This is a genomic window from Bradyrhizobium sp. UFLA05-89 (assembly GCF_059803475.1).
Window position 1 is genome coordinate 1 of record NZ_JBANBA010000009.1, and the last position, 19,076, is coordinate 19,076.

At 63.8% G+C, this 19,076-nt stretch carries 19 protein-coding genes; 14 read left to right on the forward strand and 5 right to left on the reverse strand.

What is annotated here, in order from left to right:
- Positions 1–166 precede the first annotated feature (166 nt).
- Both SO139_RS07070 and SO139_RS07075 read right to left on the reverse strand, forming a co-directional pair.
- On the reverse strand, positions 167–946 hold the full coding sequence (locus SO139_RS07070) for a class II aldolase/adducin family protein (RefSeq protein WP_498539839.1): 780 nt from the start codon (positions 944–946) through the stop codon (positions 167–169).
- Between the two features lie 183 nt (positions 947–1,129).
- Positions 1,130–2,779, reverse strand: coding sequence for a glycosyltransferase family 39 protein (locus SO139_RS07075; protein WP_449383835.1), 1,650 nt, complete (start codon positions 2,777–2,779; stop codon positions 1,130–1,132).
- 312 nt (positions 2,780–3,091) lie between these two features.
- Here SO139_RS07075 and SO139_RS07080 point away from each other — a divergent pair, with 312 nt between their 5' ends.
- The gene (locus SO139_RS07080) at positions 3,092–3,955 is read left to right on the forward strand and encodes a DUF308 domain-containing protein (RefSeq protein ID WP_498539840.1); all 864 of its coding nucleotides are present in this window, start codon (positions 3,092–3,094) and stop codon (positions 3,953–3,955) included.
- Positions 3,956–3,964: 9 nt separating this feature from the next.
- Positions 3,965–4,378, forward strand: coding sequence for a Ros/MucR family transcriptional regulator (locus SO139_RS07085; protein ID WP_449383833.1), 414 nt, complete (start codon positions 3,965–3,967; stop codon positions 4,376–4,378).
- Between the two features lie 7 nt (positions 4,379–4,385).
- Here the strand turns inward: SO139_RS07085 and SO139_RS07090 are convergent, their stop codons facing one another.
- Together SO139_RS07090 and SO139_RS07095 are read right to left on the reverse strand one after the other, a co-directional pair.
- A complete protein-coding gene (locus SO139_RS07090) occupies positions 4,386–4,814 on the reverse strand; it encodes a SufE family protein (RefSeq protein ID WP_498539841.1) in 429 nt (142 codons plus the stop codon).
- Positions 4,815–4,882: 68 nt separating this feature from the next.
- On the reverse strand, positions 4,883–5,308 hold the full coding sequence (locus SO139_RS07095; RefSeq protein WP_449383831.1) for a DUF5330 domain-containing protein: 426 nt from the start codon (positions 5,306–5,308) through the stop codon (positions 4,883–4,885).
- Between the two features lie 385 nt (positions 5,309–5,693).
- Here SO139_RS07095 and SO139_RS07100 point away from each other — a divergent pair, with 385 nt between their 5' ends.
- From SO139_RS07100 to SO139_RS07110, 3 genes are read left to right on the forward strand one after another with little or no spacing between them, the layout of a single operon-like run.
- On the forward strand, positions 5,694–7,559 hold the full coding sequence (locus tag SO139_RS07100) for a PAS domain-containing sensor histidine kinase (RefSeq protein WP_449383830.1): 1,866 nt from the start codon (positions 5,694–5,696) through the stop codon (positions 7,557–7,559).
- Positions 7,552–8,268, forward strand: a complete 717-nt coding sequence (locus tag SO139_RS07105; protein WP_449383829.1) for a peptidoglycan-binding domain-containing protein — start codon at positions 7,552–7,554, stop codon at positions 8,266–8,268. The genes SO139_RS07100 and SO139_RS07105 overlap by 8 nt, the downstream gene beginning before the upstream one ends.
- A gap of 59 nt (positions 8,269–8,327) precedes the next feature.
- Positions 8,328–8,672 (forward strand): DUF1491 family protein, encoded by a 345-nt coding sequence (locus SO139_RS07110; RefSeq protein ID WP_449383828.1) that lies wholly within the window; start codon positions 8,328–8,330, stop codon positions 8,670–8,672.
- 3 nt (positions 8,673–8,675) lie between these two features.
- On the opposite strand, the gene SO139_RS07115 is transcribed toward SO139_RS07110, so the two are convergent.
- Entirely contained in the window at positions 8,676–9,650 is a 975-nt protein-coding gene (locus tag SO139_RS07115) for a DUF2336 domain-containing protein (protein WP_498539842.1), read from the reverse strand.
- A gap of 252 nt (positions 9,651–9,902) precedes the next feature.
- On the opposite strand from SO139_RS07115, the gene SO139_RS07120 reads away from it, so the two are divergent.
- From SO139_RS07120 to SO139_RS07160, 9 genes are all read left to right on the forward strand, one after another.
- Positions 9,903–10,091, forward strand: coding sequence for a hypothetical protein (locus SO139_RS07120; protein WP_449383826.1), 189 nt, complete (start codon positions 9,903–9,905; stop codon positions 10,089–10,091).
- A gap of 18 nt (positions 10,092–10,109) precedes the next feature.
- Positions 10,110–10,871, forward strand: coding sequence for a hypothetical protein (locus SO139_RS07125; protein WP_449383825.1), 762 nt, complete (start codon positions 10,110–10,112; stop codon positions 10,869–10,871).
- A 205-nt stretch (positions 10,872–11,076) separates the two neighbouring features.
- On the forward strand, positions 11,077–14,484 hold the full coding sequence (locus SO139_RS07130; RefSeq protein WP_449383824.1) for a CHAT domain-containing protein: 3,408 nt from the start codon (positions 11,077–11,079) through the stop codon (positions 14,482–14,484).
- Between the two features lie 40 nt (positions 14,485–14,524).
- Entirely contained in the window at positions 14,525–14,965 is a 441-nt protein-coding gene (locus tag SO139_RS07135) for a hypothetical protein (RefSeq protein WP_498539843.1), read from the forward strand.
- 4 nt (positions 14,966–14,969) lie between these two features.
- Positions 14,970–15,167: a hypothetical protein gene (locus SO139_RS07140; RefSeq protein WP_449383822.1), complete on the forward strand. Its 198-nt coding sequence runs from the start codon at positions 14,970–14,972 to the stop codon at positions 15,165–15,167.
- A 2-nt stretch (positions 15,168–15,169) separates the two neighbouring features.
- On the forward strand, positions 15,170–15,934 hold the full coding sequence (locus SO139_RS07145) for a hypothetical protein (RefSeq protein WP_449383821.1): 765 nt from the start codon (positions 15,170–15,172) through the stop codon (positions 15,932–15,934).
- A 418-nt stretch (positions 15,935–16,352) separates the two neighbouring features.
- Positions 16,353–17,072, forward strand: a complete 720-nt coding sequence (locus SO139_RS07150; protein ID WP_498539854.1) for a hypothetical protein — start codon at positions 16,353–16,355, stop codon at positions 17,070–17,072.
- A gap of 125 nt (positions 17,073–17,197) precedes the next feature.
- A complete protein-coding gene (locus tag SO139_RS07155) occupies positions 17,198–17,497 on the forward strand; it encodes a hypothetical protein (RefSeq protein ID WP_449383820.1) in 300 nt (99 codons plus the stop codon).
- Between the two features lie 644 nt (positions 17,498–18,141).
- Positions 18,142–19,071 (forward strand): TauD/TfdA dioxygenase family protein, encoded by a 930-nt coding sequence (locus SO139_RS07160; protein WP_449383819.1) that lies wholly within the window; start codon positions 18,142–18,144, stop codon positions 19,069–19,071.
- Positions 19,072–19,076 lie beyond the last annotated feature (5 nt).

Genomic DNA, 19,076 nt, shown 5'->3' on the forward strand with positions numbered 1-19,076 from the left:
GGATACTCTGTCGCCGCCTATCGCAACCACACCTTGCGTAAAAACGGTGCTCAGAAACGTTCTTCACAAACGACCAAATAAAAACGCCGCCCGGAATTGGGCGGCGTTTCATTCCAAAACGTGCAGAGGTCGTTCGCAGAAGATCTTACACGAATCCTCGCAAATCTCAAGTCCGGTAGCCCGGATTGACGCGGTCGAGCTTGCGCAGCAGAGGCGGCCACACCAGGTTGGTGGCGCGAAGCTCGGCGCGGTCGCGGTTGGAGAGCAGTTCGGTGTTCTTCTCGATCGCGATCTCCTCGACCGGATAGACCGGCGTGCCGAGCGCCCGCGTGCGCACCTGCATCGAGCAGGCGCGCTCGAGGTGATACATGCGCTCGAATGCGGAGGCGACCGAGCGACCGACCGTCAGCGTGCCGTGGTTGCGCAAGAGCATGTGGTTGTGGTCGCCGAGATCCTTCTGCAGCCGCGGCCGCTCCTGGTGATCGAGCGCGATGCCTTCATAGTCGTGATAGGCGAGGTCGTGCGTGACGAGCTGCGCGGTCTGGTTCAGCGGCAACAATCCTTCCGCGCTGCTCGAAACCGCGGTGCCGTCGAGCGTGTGGAGATGCAGCACGCAGATCGCGTCCTCGCGCACCTCATGGATCGCCGAATGGATGGTGAAGCCGGCGGGGTTGATGCTGTACTCGCTCTCGGTGAGCTGGTTGCCGTGCAGGTCGACCTTGACCAGGCTGGATGCGGTGATCTCGTCGAACATCAGCCCGTAGGGATTGATGAGAAAGTGATGCTCGGGGCCGGGCACGCGGGCCGAGATGTGGGTGTCGACCAGGTCATCCCAGCCGTAAAGGGCGATGAGGCGGTAGCAGGCGGCGAGATTGACCCGCTGTTGCCACTCAGCCTCCGTCATGTTCGACGGCACTTCTTTCACGCGCGCTTCCGCTGGCGACATGGCAAATCACTCCGAACCTCGTTGTTGCGGAGCGGGAGCCTAGTCCCGCGAGGAAGTCGCAGCAAGGCGCGCGAAGCGCAGCAGTCAAGCGTAGCCCGCATGAGCGACGCGATATTCGAGAGGTCCCTCAAAGTCTCCGGATTTCGCTTCGCTCCGTCCGGGCTGCAATTCAGAAGAGAATTATTACGGCGCCGGGATCGACAGCAGGCTGGAAATGCTGCGGCCGCGGATATCGTAGACGCGGGCGAAGACCACGTCGTCGCGCTTGATCTCGACCATGACCGGCGCGATGAGGCCCTTGCAGTAGAACTCGCCGAGCGTCATGGCGAAGTCTGCAGCGTTGGAATCCCAGCCGATGGTAAAATCGGGACCGAGCGCCACTTGCGCGGGCCGCTGCGGGCCGCACACCGCGACCTTCCATTTGCGATTGCGCGGCGGAACTTCCTGGCGCTCGATGAGCTGCTCGCGCAGCTCGTCGGAAGCCTGCTTCAAGGCCAGGCCCCAATAGTCCAGCATGAAGCGGTCGTCGGCGGCGCGCACGGTGCCCGCGATGTGGTTGAAGTGCGTGTACTGATAGGGATGCAGCCGGATCATCTCGGCGAGCGGCAGCGCGAGGCCGAAGCAGAAAGTGGCGAGCACGACGGGCTGCCAGGCGCGATGATTGGCCCGCAGGCGCTCCATGGTCCAGGCAAAGGCGACGCCGCCCAGGACGGCCATCGGCGGAATGACGAAGACGAAGTGGCGGATGCCGTTGTAGAGCGCGGGCCGCTTCACCATCGCGACCACGAGCGGCAGCGTGGCTGCGAGCGTCAGCATCAACAGGACGGTCTTGCGGCGCGCCGCAATCTGGCGGCGCGGCAGGATGACCAAGGTCCCGATGACCGCGCCGATCGCCAGCACCAGCATGACTTCGGGCAATTGCAGCGCGAACAGCGTCGGCAGGTAGGACCAGGGCATGTCGGGCACGGACACCAGCGCGCCGTCGAACATCTCCTTCCAGGGCTTCTCGAAGAAATGCGAGAAGTAGGTCAGCGCCTGGAACGGATTGCCGGGCTCCATGATCGACCACGGCCAGATCAGGCCCATGATGAGATAGCCGAGCACGAGGCCGGGCAGCAGCACGTAGACGACATGGGCGAAGCGGCGGATTGCTTCGCGGGTGCCTTCGACGCGCAGCTCTTCCAGAAACAGCGGCATGAAGCCGATCATCGCATAGACGAGCGAAAGGCCCCCGAGAATACGCGTGCCGATCGAGAGGCCCGCGCCGAGGCCGACGATCAGAATGGTGCGCGGCGAGGGCTGCGGATATTCCTCGGCCAGTCGCACCAGGCCGAGCATCAGGATGATCATCGCCACCGCGAAGGGCGCATCCTTCGGGTTCATGAACATGTGCCCGTAGAAGATCGGGCAGAGCGCGAGCAGCAGGAGTGCTGCGAGACCCGCAAGTGGCCCGCCGATGCGGCGAGCGAGCCGCCAGGTCACCGCAAGCCCGATCACGCCGACGACAGCGCCGACGAGGCGGCGCGTCTCGAACAACTCGATCGGCATGACCTTGTGCAGCAGCGCTGCGACCATGTCGAAGCCGCCGCCATACATATAGAGATTGGCAAAGGAGAGCGCCGCGGTGTCCTTGAAGCCGGAGCCGAACATGCGCAGCAGGAGGTCGGCATATTCGGCGTGGGTGTAGTCGTCCCAGCCAAGCCCGTAGTCGCGGAAGGTTAGCCCCGCGATGACCGCGACCGCCGCCAGCACCAGCATGGCAAGGTCATCGCAAGTCCGCTCAATCGAGCGCCCCAGAGGCGTGTCGATCGCCGAAGTGGTGATGGATGTCATGGCAGTCGGTGACCCGGAATCCCCTCTCGGCCGCGCCGGTGCGCACGGCCCTTTGTCCCGGGAACCCTATAGCGCAGTTCCATTTCCAAGTAATTGCGCATTATGGCTAAATTCCTGATGCAACGCAGCAATTTCCAGATCCTGGAGTTTCAATAGAGCTAGCGAGATGTTGCTGAAGGGAATGTGAATAAGTCCCTGATTTCGCTATTTTAAGGAACGGTTACGGCGAATCGCCGTTGGCGAGGCGTGCGATATGACGGTATCTTGGCGTAGGCGGTGTCGCGCGATCATGCGCGGCCGGGGGTGAGTTCGATGGCACTGGCATTGTTGATCGCGGGGATTTTCGCCTTTGTGGCGGGCCTCCTCACGGTCCTCTGGGGCATCTCGCTCAAGGAATTCAGTCTCGGCAGTACTCTCATACTCAGCGGGACCATCGGCGTCTGCTCCGGGATGTTACTGATGGGCCTTTACACCGTCGTGCAGGAGCTGAAAGGCATCGCCCGGCGGCTCGCCGCAACGACGGCACTGTCCGAGGTTAGAGTCAGGCCGGTGCTTCCGCCGGGCCTTGCGACGGCGGGCGCGTCTGGGCCGGAAGCGGTCCCTGGCGAGGCCGCCAAGGTCGACCCAATGATGCCGGTATCGCCGGCTGCACCGCCACCCTGGCAGGATGAAGCAGCGGCGCATACGCGTGCCGAAGTGCCACCGATGCCGGAAGCGTCCGCAGCAACGCCTGAAGGGCCGCGTCGGCGCAATCTCTTGTTCGCCTCGACCTCGCGCAAGGAGCGCGATCGCGCGCAGGCCAAGGCCTCCGAGGCCGAACCGGGTGAGGAGCATCCGGCGCCCGCCGAGCCACCGCAGGCAAGCTTCGACGATGCCTGGCCGAAGCCCGAACGGATGCGGCCGCCGGAGGCAGCTCCGCTCCGCCGCCCGCCGCCGCCGCGCATGCCCTCGAGCTTTACGGAAGCCGCGCCAGCTCCTGCGTCGCCCCCGACACCTGAGCCACGTCCGGCACCACCGGCTGAGCAGCCGGCCGTCACCGTGCTCAAATCGGGCGTCGTCGATGGGATGGCCTATTCGCTCTATTCCGACGGCTCGATCGAGGCGCAGATGCCGGAAGGTATGATGCGCTTCGCCTCGATCGACGAGTTGCGCACGCATCTCGACCAACGGTCCTGAGGTCCATCCGTGTCAGATGCGGCGGGTAAGAACTTCATCGAGCTCACGGCGAACATCGTCTCCGCCTACCTCAGCAACAATCCGACGCCGGCGGCCGAGATCCCGAACCTGATCAGCCAGGTGCATGGCGCGCTGGTGCGGGTGTCCTCGGGTCGGACCGAAGCGCCGCTCGAGCCGGCAAAGCCCGCGGTGTCGCTGAAGAAGTCGATCGCGCCGGACTATCTCGTGTGCCTCGAGGACGGCAAGCGCTTCAAGTCGCTGAAGCGCCATCTGCGTACCCAGTACAACATGACGCCCGAACAGTATCGCGACAAATGGGGCCTGCCGGCCGACTATCCCATGGTCGCGCCGAACTACGCGGTGGCGCGCTCGCAATTGGCGAAGAAGATGGGGCTGGGGCAGCAGCAGCGCAAACGTAAATAGCGCAGCGTCACGAAGCCTCGGCGAGCGCCTCGCGCGCATCGGTGCGGATGCGTTCCACCATCGAGCGCAGGCCGTTTGAGCGCTGCGGCGTCAGGTGGTCGCGAAAGCCGAACTCGTCGAACACCGCGAGCGCGTCAGTCGAGAGAATTTCCTGCGGCGTGCGGTTGGAATAGAGCGAGAGCAGGATCGCGACCAGCCCGCGCACGATATGGGCGTCGCTGTCGCCACGATACTTGAGGACCGGCGTGCCATTCTCGCGATCGATCCGCTTGGAGAGCCAGACCTGGCTGACGCAGCCCTGCACCTTGTTGTCGGCGGAGTGTTCCGCCTCCGGCATCGGTTCCAGGGAGCGCCCGAGCTCGATGACGTACCGGTAGCGGTCGTCCCACTCGTCCAGAATCTCGAAATTGTCCCTGATTTCGTCGATCGTCGTCATGATGGCCCGTGTGTGATCCCAGGGCCAATATAGGGACGCAAGGACGCGAAATCGATAGGGGTTGGACCCTAATTCGCCGTTTCCGGCCCGCGCCATTCGAGCGCCAGGTCGTCCTGGGTCAGGGTGTCGCGCTGTGCCGGACCAGGGTCGAGATCGGCTTCAGCCATGCTGCCGATCGAGCCAGTGTGGTCGGGCGCCTTCTTTTCATTCTTGCCGTTGGTGATCTGCTCTTTCTTGTCATTGAGCATCTGGTAGAGCTTGCGTGCCCCGTCCTGCGCGCGCTGGCCGATGACGGTTGCGGCCTGGCCGCCGACCTCGCAGGCCGCGGGCTGGCGTTTGCAGAACTGGCTCATGTCGGAGACGGCCGCGGTCGCGGCCGACACGGCCTCGGCGGCGCCGATCGGCGGCACCTTCTCCGATTCGGGAGTCTTGTCCCGCGGCAGGAGCACCAGCACCAGCCCGAGCCAGAATGTGATGCGGAGCAGAAAACGCATCTTGCGACCTTGCGTGTTAGATCCAGCCGGCGGCACCCCGCGGGCCTTCGACCTAGCAACCTTCGATAAATCGCAAGTGATTGCGTTGAGCTTAATTCGACGAAATTTTGTGTGGGATTTGAACGAATCGAAAGGCTCGTAAATTTTCGATTGATGCGGGCTCGCGCTCTCCGACTTGCGTCCTTCCACCAATTCGAAACCATACGGCGGGGGATGCGGAAACCCCGCGTTCACCATCCGCGCGAATGAAACCGTCAAATCGCGTAAAATTCCGCGCAATCACACGGCGTTCTGCCGCATGCGCCACCGCCTTAGCGTTCGTTTAATGTCGCTCTGACACGGTGGCTCAACGACAAGGAGGCGTTCCGGCGCGTCTTTTCGATGCATGAGCCGAAGCGCGAGACCCGTGACAGTTTTGAGTATCATCCGCGATTGTCTCGATGCGCTGCTGCATCCCTCGGCGCGTTATGACGCGCTGACGCGGGCGCGCCATCGGGCTTTCATGGCCCCCAGGCTGCTCGGCAGCCTCGCCGCCTTTGCCGCGTTCCCGATTTATCTTGCCATGCGCGGCGCCCCCAGCGCGATCGAGGTTGCGGCCTTCGCCTGGCTGATCGCGCCGATTCTGCTGTCGTGGTTCCTTTCGCGCACCGGCCGCTATGAAGGTGCCCATGTGCTGTCATCGCTGGCGCTCGCCGGACTGATCATGGCCGTGGCGGTGACCACGGGCGGCATCGAATCGTTTGCCGCAGTCTGGCTGGTCGTCGTTCCCCTGGAGGCCGCGCTGTCGGCCTCGCGCCGGGTGGCTGCCTTTGCCTCGGTGCTGGCGCTGTCCTGCGTGGCTCTCTTGATCCTGTTCGGTCATCTCGACTGGTTGCCGCTCGACCAGGCCAATGCCGCCGAACGCGGCATGTTCACCGCATTCGGCGTTGCGTCCGCGACGCTTTATGCGGCGGGTCTGGCCTTCGGCGCCGAATCGCTCGCGCGTACCAGTGTTGCGCTGCTGTCGCGCGAAGAGGAGCGCTACCGCCTCCTGGCGCGCAACATGAGCGACGTCATCTCGCGGCATCAGCGCAACGGCGCAGTCCAGTTCGTCTCGCCAGCAGTCGAGGCCATGCTCGGCGTGCCGGTCGCCCAGCTCACTGGCCACGGCCTGTTCGATCGCGTCCATGTCGCCGACCGTCCGGCCTATCTCACCGCGCTGTCGGACGCCGCGCGCGGCGATGTGCGCGGCGTCGAGTTCCGGCTACGGCGGGAGGTTGGCGGCAGCGAGCGCGGCCAGGTCGATTTCATCTGGGTCGAGATGCGCTGCCGGCCGCTTGACCAGGATTTGGTTGACCAGGATCTGGGCCGCGACGTGACGCACGAGCCCGAGGTCGTCGCCGTGATGCGTGACATTACCGATCGCAAGATGCAGGAGCAGGCGCTCGATCAGGCTCGCAGCGCCGCGGAAGCGGCCGATGCCGCCAAGACGCGCTTCCTCGCCACCATGAGCCACGAGTTGCGCACCCCGCTCAATGCCATCATCGGCTTCTCCGAGATGATCGCGCAGGAGCAGACCCTGATGTTAGGGGCGGCCCAGCGCAAGGAATACGCAGAGCTCATCAACGCTTCCGGTCAGCACCTGCTGTCGGTCGTCAACGGCATCCTCGACATGTCCAAGATGGAATCCGGCAAGTTCGAGATTTCGCCGGAACCGTTCGCGCCGCGCGCCGCGCTGTTGCATTGCTGCAATCTGCTCGCGCTGAAGGCGCGCGAGAACGGCATCGATCTCATCACCGATGCGCCGCAGGATCTGCCGGTGATGACCGGCGATCCGCGCGCCTTCAAGCAGATTGTGCTCAACCTCGTCTCGAACGCGATCAAGTTCACCGAGCGTGGAGGGCAGGTCACCGTCGCCGCCACGGTTTCGCCATCGCACCTCTTCCTTCGCATCAGCGATACCGGCGTCGGCATCGCGCCCGACGACCTGAAGCGGATTGGCGCGCCGTTCTTCCAGGCCGGCAAGACCTATCAGCGTCGCCACGAAGGCACGGGCCTCGGATTGTCGATCGTGAAGAGCCTCGTCGCCTTGCATCTCGGCGAGTTGACGATACAAAGCAAGCTCGGTGAGGGGACGGCCGTCACCATCAAGCTGCCGCTCGTCTGCACGCCGTCGCAAGGACGGCAGAGCGAAAGCAAGATCGCGACACTGGTACCGCCGCCGCGCCATGATGTTCAGGACCAACCGGCTTTGGTGAAGAAAAGTGCCTAGAAAGTCTGCAAGAGATGAGGATGCTCCGCGCCGCCGTGGCGCCAAGGCAGCGGTCGTCGACGTCGAGACCGAGCGTAATCTCGCGATGCGGATCCTGCTGCACAGCCCCAAGGATACTCTCGCTGGTCTCGTTGCCTTTGCCGCGGTCAGCGCCATCATCGCTAACGCGCTGTTCCTGCAAACCGGCCGCCATCCGGCGCCAATGTTCGGCACCGTGATCAATTTGCCGGCGCCGTCGGCTGCTGCGTTGTCGAGCCCATTGCCGCGGCCGCGCCCGCTTGCGGCCGATTCACTGCCGCTCGAGCCGAAGCCGATGGAGTTCCGCGTCGCTGAGCCCAAAGTTGCGGAGAAGCCGCCGGCGCCCGAGAAGGTCGCCGAGGCAACGTCCTCGACCGCCAGATACGCCGATCCCCTGACCAATCTCGTCAAGGCCACGGCGACGACGCCTCCGTCGCAATCGGTCGTTGTCGCGCGGCCGCCGGCGCCGATCCCGGCGCAGCAGAGTCCCTCTATGCGTCGTGTCGCCGCCGTGCAGCGCGCGCTCTCCGAATATGGCTATGGACAGTTGAAGGTGACCGGCTCGATCTCCGGCGAAACCCAGGCAGCGATCCAGAAGTTCGAGCGCGAGCACAAGATGCCGGTGACCGGGCAGGTGTCCGACCGCCTGTTGCGCGAGCTTGCGGCTGTGATCGGACATCCTGTCGAATAATCGCCATTGATTGCCGCGGATACTGGTGCTGTTTCCGCGGCTGGCCTATCGTCCTGTCCATGCGATTGAAATCGAACATATGGGTGGCGGCGTACTTGCGCCGCTGCCAGACTGAAGGCGTGTTCGGCGCGGTGCGCCGGCGTGGTGCCGAGGAGGCTGGCGCGGTGTTCGTCAAGGTGTCGCTGCTTGACGGCAACGCGATGCTGTACGTGCCTGCTCCGCAGACTGTCTATGACGACGGCCGGCCGGTCGATCGCTTCTTCGTGCCGATGGCGCCGCAACCTCAGCCGGAAGCAGCGGTCGAGGAGCGGCTCACCAAGGAAATCCGCTTCGACCCCGACGCCTGGATCGTCGAGACCGAGGATCGCGCCGGGCGACATTTTCTGGAATTGGCACGCGCCTGAGATCTAGCGGTCCGATCCGCCGGTGCCTGTCCGCATCGGCGGGATCGCGCCGGGCTGCACTGCGGGTCGCGGCTGGCTCGCACTGCTGCGCGCGCGCTGGCGTTCGCCGTCATAGAGCGACGACTGATATTTTGCGCGCGTCACCGCCAGCGTCGAGCCGCGCCAGGCAGCGAGCATCACCAGTGCCGAGCGATCGCTGAGGCGGTCATAGAGCCGCGACAGCCGGTAGACGGTGTTGACCGACGTTCCGATCTCCGGCTTGAAGAACAGGAGAATGCGCTGGAAGTTGGGGCTCGGCATGTCGAGCGCGCGCGCCGCGACGGCAAGCGCTTCCCCGCCGGCATCGTCCACGATCTGCGCGGCGACGCGCGAGGGCAGGATCAGGCTCTCGCCGAGCTCTAGCGTGAAATTTTCGGTGTCCTCGGCATAGGCCGCCCATTCCAGCGTCTGGATTGCGCGCGTGGCACGCGCGGTCGGAATGCAGGGCGCAGCCTTCAGGGGAGTCTGAGCCAGATTGTGCAGGATCAATGCGCGCTCCGAGGCCGTGGCGCGAAAGAACATGTCGTGGATCTCAGCGGCGTCCTTTGGCTGCATCGCCATGTTCGCAGACATCCGCAGCTCCGCATCCGTCGGCGTGCGGGCCGGCGCGGGCGCTGCGGGCGGCGCGGAAATCTCGCGCGCCAGCGGAATTCTCCGACCCTCATGTGCTGGCAGGAGCCCGAGCTTCTGCATGATCGGCGCGGGTGTTGCAGGATAGATCGCAAGACGAGCCTTCACCGCGGCGCGCGTCGCATCGTCGACCTGGTCGATCAGCCGCGAGGCGAGCTCGACGAATTGCCGCTCCTCATCGCCGCCATGGCTCTTCGCCTGCACGTAAAGATCGGTCAGCACGCGCAAGAGCGTGGGGCGAATATCGACGCCTTCGCGACGGGACAGGGTAATGAGCCCGTCGAATGCTGGAAATAGCGGCTTGGTCATGAGGCGTACGCAACTCGAGAAAAATCGTCCGCGTCAGCCTATCGCGGGTTGTTTTAAAGGCTCGTTAAGGAAAACGAGGTGTGAAGCCGTTGCTGCGTTTTCAGCTGTTGTCGTGCTGCAACGGGACGGCGCGTTCTGCCCGTGTGGTTACGGTCCGGTTGGCGCGTTTACACCCCGTTAACCATGTGCTGATCTTAATGGCACCCATGTTGTGAGGACCGTTCGGTCGCGCGGCAATAGAAGAGAGCTGACATGGGGACCATCATTGAATTTCCGGCCGGTCGCCGGCTGGGCTCATCGGGGGATGTCGCTCCGCTCGCAGAGACGGGGAGGGTGTTGATCCTTCCCGTGATCCGCATCGAGCGTGAATCGGACGAGACCAGCGGCGGTCATGGACCGGCAGAGGGCACCGCGCCGGGGCGCCGCCGCCGGCGTCGCTAAAAGTCCGGCCTTCGTGCAATGCCGGACCCGCATCACAAGATCCGGTGTTTCGCATCGGCCCTGCTGCTCGCGCTGATCGGCGCGACACTCAGTGCCTGTAGCGGCGGCGATTTCGGCCGCACCCGCGAAGACATGCGCAGCGACGATATGCACCGCTGGCTGGGTGCCGAGGTGACGGGCAGCCTTGGTCTCAAGGCGTCGCAATTCCAGCTCACCGACGCGGAACGCCAGCTTCGCGACCTCGCCTATCCCATGATCGAGCCGCCGCTGTCGCGTCCCGCCTGGAAGAGCGTGTTCGGCGACTACAAGGCGCTGCCGTCACCCTGGCAGCAGAAAGTCGTGTTCGACCGCACCATGTACGGTCGCACCCTGATCGACGAGCCGCACCGCTCGCATTCCTCGCGCTATGCGCAGCTCATCGAGGACGTGCGCAACGACATCACCCGTTTTGAGCCATTCTTCGCCAGCGCGATCCGCGTCATCGATCTCGACAGGAAGCGCGATGCGAGCATGGCCCGCGTCTCCGAGCTGTCGCCGAGGGAGAAGGCGGATGCGGTCGCGCGCATGCAGGAGAACTCGCTGATCGTCCAGTGGGTGCAGCAATGCCTGGAGCAGCGCGTCTCGTCCTATCGCTGGGCGCTGGAGCGGCTGGTGATCCAGGCGCCCGACGGCATGGCGGCGGACGCCGACCGCCTGATCGGCGAGCTCGCCGCGCAGACTGCCAATCCGCCGGTCGCTGCCCAGCCGCCTTACGGCCGGGCGGTGACCGTGCGCGGCTAGGGCGAACCGGCCCGGTTCCGTCCGGGCGGTGACCCCCGACGGTGACCGAATGGCTGTGCGGCGCAGCAGCCGCGACCAGGGCCTTCTCGGACCTTCGTCGGATAGATTTGTGCTTGTCCCGCGAGCGCCGATATCGATAGATTGCATGCATTGGACGCGTTGATTTTTGACCATTTCTTTCAGCATGTGATCAGGGGCTCCGGCCATGTTCGAAAGTCATTTGAATCACCTGTCGCCGCTAGGTATCCGCAAACTCCTCGCAATCGGCGCTCTGCTGGCATCGACCGGCCCGGTATTCGCTCTCACGCAGGAAGCGGCGGTCGAGAACTGCCGGATGACGGTCGGCAAGCCGATCGTGCAGGCGTGCATGCGCGCGGGAGGCGGGCCGGCGGGCGGCGCCAATCTCGAGGCCTGTCGAGCCAAGGCCAAGCCGCAGGTCCATGCTTGCGTGCTCGCCGCCCTCAATGCCGCGAATGGCCGCGCCAATGTCGCGGTCGCGGCGCCCAAGGAGGAGGCGCCCAAGCTGGCGCCAGGAACGGCATTGCCCAAAGGCTTTGTGGCGCCGCCTCGTACGATCGCCGACATCACCTCGATCCTCGACAGCGAAAAGCCGAACGAGAAGCTGATCGCGGAGCTGAAGGCGGACGCGGATTCGACGCCCACGGGGAAGGAGTCACGCGAGGATCTCGCCCAGTTCTATTTCGACCGCGCCAATGCGCGCTCCCAGCTCGGGCGACTTGCCGAATCCACCGCCGACGCCAACAAGGCCGTGGAAGTGGGCCGCGGGGCCGTCAGCCCAAACATGATGGGGCGATTGTTGCAGTTGCAGTCGGTGCAATACGCCCTCGCAGGCGATCCCAAGCGCGCGCTGGAGATCATGCAACAGCTCTTGCGCCAGACGGCCAACGTGCCGGGCGCGAAAGGATATCAGTTCAACGCAAACCGTTCGGTCGCGTCCATTCTCCTCCAGATGGGCGATGTCGCGCAGGCCGAAGCCTATTTGCGTCGCAGCCTGACCGGGATTCAGGAAGCGCGCACCAGTGGGCTTCCGGGCTGGCGAGCGTCCTATGCAAAGTTCGGCCAGACCTGGGAGGGTGAAATCGAGATTACCCGCGGGATAATATTCGAGGCACGGGGGCAATTTGCCGAAGCCGAGGCCGCTTATCGCACCGCGGAGCTGCGCAAGAGCGCCGGTAACAAGGCAGTGTTGGAGTCGGAAAACCCGCCTGCAGAGACGCTCCTGCTGCAAGTTGTCGACGGCCTGGTGTTGAATCAGGCGCGCATGAAGGCGAGGCAGGGCAGACTGGCTGAAGCCGAGGTTGACGCGCGCCGGGCGCTCTTGGCACGGTTAAAGGACACCGGCAAATACAATCCGGTCACGCCGCGCTTCGTGATGGGCCTGGCCGGCATTCTGGTCGAGGAGGGCCGCTACGAGGAGGCCGAGCAACTCGGCCGCGTCGCCATCGAGATCAACAAGACGGTCGGCGTGCCCGAGGATTCGCAGGCTACCGTCGGGTTGCTCTCGCAGCTTGCCGGTATCCTGGCGCTGCGGCGGAAGGCGCCTGAAGCCAACGAGATGTACGCGAGGATCGACAAGGCGGTCGCCAATTGGGATCCGCAGCGCCGCCAGGTATTCGAGCTCAATCCGTCGCGCATCCTGTCGCTTTATGCCTCCGGCCAGGTCGACGCCGGCATCGCCGCGGCCGAGCAATTGGTGAAGAAGCAGGTCGCGCGGGTCGGCGAAAACCATTTCGACGCCGCCTCGGCACGCGGGACGCTGGCGATCGGCTTGATGCGGGCCCGCCGCGATGCGGACGCGATCCGCGAGTTCAAGGCCGCCATTCCTGTCATGATGTCGAATGCGCGTGAGAACGCCGACGACGAGAACACGACGGTTGTTGCCGCGCGCAGCCAGCGGCTGCAAGGGACCGTCGAAAATTATTTCCTCCTGCTCGCACGTGCCGAGGGAACCAGCAACGAGGTCGGCGAAGAGACCTTTGGCCTTGCCGACGCCATTCGCGGCCGGTCGGTGCAGCAGGCGCTTGCAGCCTCCAGCGCGCGTGCGGCGGCGAAGGACCCGGCGCTCGCCGATCTCGTGCGCAAGGAGCAGGACCTGACCAAGCAGGTCAATGCCCAGCTCGGCACGCTCAACAACGTACTCGCCATTCCCTCGGCCGATCGCGACGAGAAGGGCGTTCAGCAGATCCAGGCCTCGATCGCGGCGCTGCGCAGCGAGCGCGACAAGGCGCGCCAGGAGATCAAGCAGAAGTTTCCGTCTTACGCTGATCTGGTTTCGCCCAAGCCGCCGAGCGTCGCTGAAATCCGCGCGACGCTTTCCGAGAACGAGGCGATGCTGTCGTTCTATTTCGGCCAGAATGGCAGCTTCGTCTGGGCCGTCCCCAAGTCGGGTCCGGTGGCATTCGCCGCGATCAATGCCAGGATCGGCGACATTGAGACCAAGATCCGCAAGCTGCGCGAGGCGCTCGAGCCGCAGGCGGCGATGATCTCGGACATTCCGCCGTTCGACCTCAAGCTCGCCTATGAGCTTTACGAGCTCCTGCTCAAGCCGGTTGAAGGCGGCTGGAAGTCCGCAAAGAACCTGATCGTCGTCACCAACGGTGCGCTCGGCCTGCTGCCGCTTTCCTTGCTGCCGACCGCGCCTGCGGAGGTGGCGCAGGATGACGAGCCGCTGTTCGCCAGCTATCGCAACGTGCCATGGCTCGCGCGCACCCACGCGGTGACCACGGTGCCGTCGGCGGCCGCCTTGCGGACGCTGCGGCAGTTGCCGCCCGGCAAGCCCGGACGCAGCGAGCTGGTGGCGTTCGGCGATCCCTATTTCAACAGGGACCAGCAGGCCGAGGCGGAAGCTCCTGTTGCCAAGACCCAGGTTGCGGATGCCGGCGGCAACGTGACGCGCGGCATGCCCCTGAAGCGCCGCAACAGTCCGAAGCTCGAAGGCGTCGACAGCGCCGAGCTCGCGCTGCTGCCCCGGCTGCCCGATACTGCGGACGAGCTGAAGTCGATCGCGCTCGCCTTGCAGGCCGACCCGTCGAAGGTCTTGTTTCTCGGCAGCAAGGCGACGGAAAGCGCGGTCAAGACCATGAACCTCTCCGGCTTCAAGATCCTCGCCTTCGCGACCCACGGCCTCGTGCCGGGCGAGCTCAACGGCCTGACCCAGCCGGCGCTCGCACTGTCGTCGCCGGCGGTGACAGGCGAGGAGGGGGATGGCCTGCTGACTATGGAGGAGATCCTCGGCCTCAAGCTCGATGCGGACTGGGTCATCCTGTCGGCGTGCAACACGGGCGCGGGAGCCGGGGCGGGCGCCGAGGCGGCTTCGGGACTTGGCCGCGCGTTCTTCTATGCCGGCACGCGCGCGCTGCTGGTCACGAACTGGTCGGTGCATTCGCAATCGGCGCGGCAACTGGTGACCGACCTGTTCAAGCGACAGGCCGACGATCCGAAGATCGGGCGAAGCGAGGCGCTGCGCCAGGCGATGATGGCTCTCGTCGATGGGCCGGGTTATCTTAACGCCGAAGGCAAGACCGAATTCGCCTACGCGCATCCGTTGTTCTGGGCGCCGTACACGATCATCGGCGACGGCGGTGTGCGCTAGCGAAATGTGGTGCGTGGGAAGAAAGGGTTGAGTGAGGATGATGCGGAAGACGTTGCTCGGGCTCGTCGCGGCTGGCCTCTTGAGTTCAGGGGTCGCGCAAGCGACGCAATTGATCACGGAAGACGAAGCCAAGCTGCCGCCGCCAAAGGGGGCCATTGCGACCGACCGGCGCGGCATTTTGCGCGGTCCGAAGGTGGAAGTGGTCTCGCCCAGCGATGCGGTCAGCTCGCCGCTGCGGTTGCAACTCAAGTTCGAGTCCTTCGGAGGGGCCAAGATCGATCCTGATTCGGTCAAGGTGTTCTTCCTGCGCTCGCCCAACGTGGACCTGACCGCGCGGGTCAAGCCGTTCATCCAGGCCGACGGCATCAACATGCAGGACGCCGAATTGCCCCCGGGCGAGTATTTGGTGCGGGTCGACATCAAGGACAGCGACGGCCGCCCCGGCACAGCCAGCTTCACCCTGAAGATCGCGCCGAAGTGAAGCGATGAAGTGTCCCTATTGCCGGTCGGAGAATGTCGAGAGCGCGCTGGTCTGCGCGTCCTGCGCGCGCGACATCGCCATTCCTCCCACGCTGATAGCCGAACGCGACGATCTCCTGCGCAAGCGGGACCAGCTTCGTGACGAGTTGCGGCGCGCCAGAGCCGAGATCGAGGCGATCATGACCCGCAGGAAGTCGCGCTGACGATGGAGTGTCCGTTCTGCGCCGAGACCATCAAGGATGAAGCCATCGCGTGCAAGCACTGCTCGCGCGATTTGCGTGTCGTGCGCCCGATGCTTGCCGAGATCGACGAGATCGTCACAGACCTCGACCGGCTCAGGCGCGATCTCGACCGCGTCGGTGCCAGGCTCGAGCGGTACAACAACCCCGTGCGGTATTTTGCGACCCACGCGGTTCTCTATGTCGTGATTCCCGCGCTGCTGCTGGTCACCACGCACGTCCTCGTCACCATCACCTTCAACATCTCGCCGCTGCCGCTCCGGCTGGCGTCGATCATCATACCTCTCCTGTTCGGGCTGATCGCCTATCCGCTGCACCGGGTCTCCCTGATCGGCGCGCTGGTGCTGGGTGTGCTGTGCGCGGCCCTCAGCATCCAGCTGATGCTGACGGTGACCGGCATTCACGACCGCGTCCCGATTCTTCCCGAAGTCTGGGTCGAGTGGCGTGAGGTCTTCGAGTATGGCGCGAGCATCCTGCTCGCCTTCCTGTCCGGCAACATCCTGGGCGTCGTGATCTTCCAGGTGTTGCCGCGGGTTCTGACGCAAGGCGGCAAGCCCAACGCCTTCGCGTTCAGGATCGCGCGCCTTCTCGGCCAGCACGTCGGCGAGGAGCAATTGCGCCGCCGGGCGCGCCTGATTCAGGACCTCATGCAGACCGTCGGTCCCCTCGTCGGCGTCGCCGCCACCGCGGTCGGCTCGATCTACGCGGGGTTGAAGGGGATCCTTGGATAGGGCGGCCTTTGACGGTTCTGGTCGGGGTGCAGTCTGCAAAGAGCAAACGCCTTCTCCAGGTACGATGGCACCTTGGATCGGGTTTGAAAGGTAACGGTAAGAAAAAAGGAAGCTGCTTGTAAAGCGGTTCGGACGGCCTGCTGGCATCTTCCGAAGACGTCGAACAAGAACAGCATGCGCCGCATGCCGATCTCGCATTGCGAGGGAGGTCATCATGAGGGGCTTGATTGCGCTGATAGGCGCCGCATGGTTACGACAGGCCGCCGCATCTACGCAGCCTGCCGTGTTGCGCGGCCTCACCAGCAAGGACCTCTGCGATATCGACACGAGGTGCGGTGAGATCGACTGCGTTACCTCTCAGCGATGCATCGCGCGCTCGCGTCATTCGACGGGCTGGCGCGACGGCACTACGGTTGCCGTGTTGTTGGTGCTCTGCACCGCGTGCATCCTCGGATCCACGAACGAGGCCAAGGCTCAATGCACCGCACGCGACGTGTTGCAGAGACAGTTGACGCTCAAGACGGCTCCCGTTGTCCCGAGACCGCCGAGTTCGGTGGCATCGGCTTCGGATGTTGCGGTGTGGAAGACGATAACAATCGGGACATTCTCGGATTCGTTCGCTCTTCTCAACGCCATGAGCGCGATCGGTTGCGGCGTCGGCGACTCGGCTGCGGCGGCTCTTGCTCGGCCGGCCTTTACCGTCAGTGGCACGAAAGCGGCGGCAGAGCTTCTGACGGTGTCGGCGGCCGAATTGGGCTTTCGGAGCGAGACCGTGTCGCTACGACAGATCTACGCACTCGCGCAGCAACTGGGCTTCGGTCTTGCACCGGCTGAAATTGCTCCGCAGCTCAGACTTCAATATTTGGACCAGCCTATCGGTGAGTTTCTCATCATTGGAATGAGGCCGATCCAGACATGGACAGGTGAAGCCGTCATCCTGACCGTGGCAAATGGCGGAGCAGGCCTCATCCTCATCGGCCAGGACGGTCGCGCGGACGCGGAAATACCAGTGACCTCTCGCTTCGTGTTCGAGCGCGTCCTGCCTATGGCACAGGTAGGCCTTGATATCGGCCCACCTGCTTTGGCCAGTGACGATGCAAGCCCATACGCCGCGAAAGGGCAGAGTTGTTGCCGCTAGCGAAGCCTGAACCAACAACGAGTCGATGAAGACAAACGTTCATCGAGGTCGGATTGAGATTTGCTCCTCAAACGTCGCTCGATACATGCCTCTTGGATCTTTCACATCACTATGGAGGTAGTCCCATGCCGATCGTTCAGTTTACTCGCTTCAAAACCGACAAGCCCGAGGAAATGACCAAGATCGTCAGGCAGGCGAAGAAAATCTTCGAAAAACACGGTGCCGAATTTCTTCGGCTGTCCCGTTTCCACACCGGCCACTGGGCAGGAGAGTTGCTGGTGACGACGCGCTACGCCAATTGGGAAGTCTACGGCAAGGTGCAGGAGGCGGTGGCAAAGGACCCGGAGTTCGCGCAGGTAATGGCCGACGGAATGAAGATTGCCGAACTGCAGGGCCGTAACATCGCCGCTAGCATCGATCTGTAGTCGTCGGGGCGTCGCCCGGCGAACCACGTAAAGGGCGAAGGCCGCTGGACATGTTCCGGCGGCCTTTTTCAATTTCAGGGTAACCGTCGATGAAATGAATTTGCGTTGTTGTGCGGGAATCGAGCAAGAACCTTGTGGGATTTCTCCTCGATCGGAGACGAGTGCGTTCGCGCTGATGAAGAAAGTGAGTGAATCCGTCTGCTTCGTGGGTCGATTGGCTTGATTTGTCGGCGCTTGAATGCGTGAAGCGGTCATTCGGACGGCAATCATCACAATTTTTTTCACGCCGGTGTCGCCGACGAAGCGATCATTTCTCTCCGCGGAAAACAAAGCTGGTTTCGTTTCATTGACTGGACCGCGATCGCTTTTACGATCTGAAACGTCCAAGCGAGATCCTTCACCATGCGGCAATCCGATCCACTCGTCATTCGCGAAGTAGCCTGGCTGACCTCGGCCTTGCGCGCGCCGTGCTGGGCTGAAGCGATGGCGGAGAGCTGTACCGCCGGGATCCGTACACCGCGGACCATCTAGCCGGCGACGCGATCCCCCGGGAATAAAAGCCAGGACATCATCCATTATTCTCCGCCCATGCGATCTGCGCATGGCGGAGCTTTGTCTGAAATTAGCAACTAGAGAGTACAATCATGAGCAATGCGACCACCATCGATAACGTCATTCCGCGCGCTGATATCATCAAGCGCGCGGCCAGAATCGGGGCTGAGATCAGGAACATCAAGCTGTCCGGCGATCTGTCCGATGACGTCATTCGCTCCATCAATCAGGTGCTGCTCGAGAACAAGGTCATATTCTTCCGCGACCAGGGACATCTCGACGATGCCGAGCAGGAGCGCTTTGCTGCCAGGCTCGGAAACCTCGTGCCGCATCCGACGGTTGGTGCGAGCAAAGGTACCGCGTCGATCCTGGAGCTGGATTCGGGCCGCGGCGGCGGCCGTGCCGACGAGTGGCATACGGACGTGACTTTCGTCGACGCCTATCCAAAGATCTCGGTGCTGCGCGGTGTTGTGATCCCACCGTATGGCGGCGATACCCTCTGGTCGAACACGGCAGCGGCCTATCTCGACCTGCCGGCGCCGCTGCGCAAGCTTGCCGACGAGCTCTGGGCCGTCCACAGCAACGCCTATGATTACGCCGCGAAGGTGCGCGCGACGGAGGCGGACAGGAAGCGCTTCGACGAAGTGTTCACCGGCACCGTCTACGAGACGGAGCATCCGGTGGTGCGCGTCCACCCCGAGACCGGCGAGCGCACGCTGGTGCTTGGCAATTTTCTCCAGCGTTTCGTTGGGCTGCCGAAATATGACGGCCAAAAACTGTTCGACCTGTTCCAGTCTCACGTCACGGCGCCGGAAAACACTGTGCGCTGGAATTGGCGGGTCGGTGACGTTGCGATCTGGGACAACCGCGCGACCCAACACTACGCGGTCAACGACTATGGGGATCAGCATCGCGTCGTTCGCCGAGCCACCATCGATGGCGAGGTCCCGCTCAGCGTCGATGGCCGTCGCAGCGTGACGCGGGTCAAGACGCTGAAACCGCAGACAGCGAAGGCCGCCTGATCCAG

Excerpts from the sequence above, each read along its gene's own strand:
- SO139_RS07070 (WP_498539839.1), bottom strand. The coding sequence starts at position 946 with ATGTCGCCAGCGGAAGCGCGCGTGAAAGAAGTGCCGTCGAACATGACG.
- SO139_RS07075 (WP_449383835.1), bottom strand. The coding sequence starts at position 2,779 with ATGACATCCATCACCACTTCGGCGATCGACACGCCTCTGGGGCGCTCG.
- SO139_RS07080 (WP_498539840.1), top strand. The coding sequence starts at position 3,092 with ATGGCACTGGCATTGTTGATCGCGGGGATTTTCGCCTTTGTGGCGGGC.
- SO139_RS07090 (WP_498539841.1), bottom strand. The coding sequence starts at position 4,814 with ATGACGACGATCGACGAAATCAGGGACAATTTCGAGATTCTGGACGAG.
- SO139_RS07095 (WP_449383831.1), bottom strand. The coding sequence starts at position 5,308 with ATGCGTTTTCTGCTCCGCATCACATTCTGGCTCGGGCTGGTGCTGGTG.
- SO139_RS07100 (WP_449383830.1), top strand. The coding sequence starts at position 5,694 with ATGAGCCGAAGCGCGAGACCCGTGACAGTTTTGAGTATCATCCGCGAT.
- SO139_RS07110 (WP_449383828.1), top strand. The coding sequence starts at position 8,328 with ATGCGATTGAAATCGAACATATGGGTGGCGGCGTACTTGCGCCGCTGC.
- SO139_RS07115 (WP_498539842.1), bottom strand. The coding sequence starts at position 9,650 with ATGACCAAGCCGCTATTTCCAGCATTCGACGGGCTCATTACCCTGTCC.
- SO139_RS07120 (WP_449383826.1), top strand. The coding sequence starts at position 9,903 with ATGGGGACCATCATTGAATTTCCGGCCGGTCGCCGGCTGGGCTCATCG.
- SO139_RS07125 (WP_449383825.1), top strand. The coding sequence starts at position 10,110 with ATGCCGGACCCGCATCACAAGATCCGGTGTTTCGCATCGGCCCTGCTG.
- SO139_RS07130 (WP_449383824.1), top strand. The coding sequence starts at position 11,077 with ATGTTCGAAAGTCATTTGAATCACCTGTCGCCGCTAGGTATCCGCAAA.
- SO139_RS07135 (WP_498539843.1), top strand. The coding sequence starts at position 14,525 with ATGCGGAAGACGTTGCTCGGGCTCGTCGCGGCTGGCCTCTTGAGTTCA.
- SO139_RS07140 (WP_449383822.1), top strand. The coding sequence starts at position 14,970 with ATGAAGTGTCCCTATTGCCGGTCGGAGAATGTCGAGAGCGCGCTGGTC.
- SO139_RS07145 (WP_449383821.1), top strand. The coding sequence starts at position 15,170 with ATGGAGTGTCCGTTCTGCGCCGAGACCATCAAGGATGAAGCCATCGCG.
- SO139_RS07155 (WP_449383820.1), top strand. The coding sequence starts at position 17,198 with ATGCCGATCGTTCAGTTTACTCGCTTCAAAACCGACAAGCCCGAGGAA.
- SO139_RS07160 (WP_449383819.1), top strand. The coding sequence starts at position 18,142 with ATGAGCAATGCGACCACCATCGATAACGTCATTCCGCGCGCTGATATC.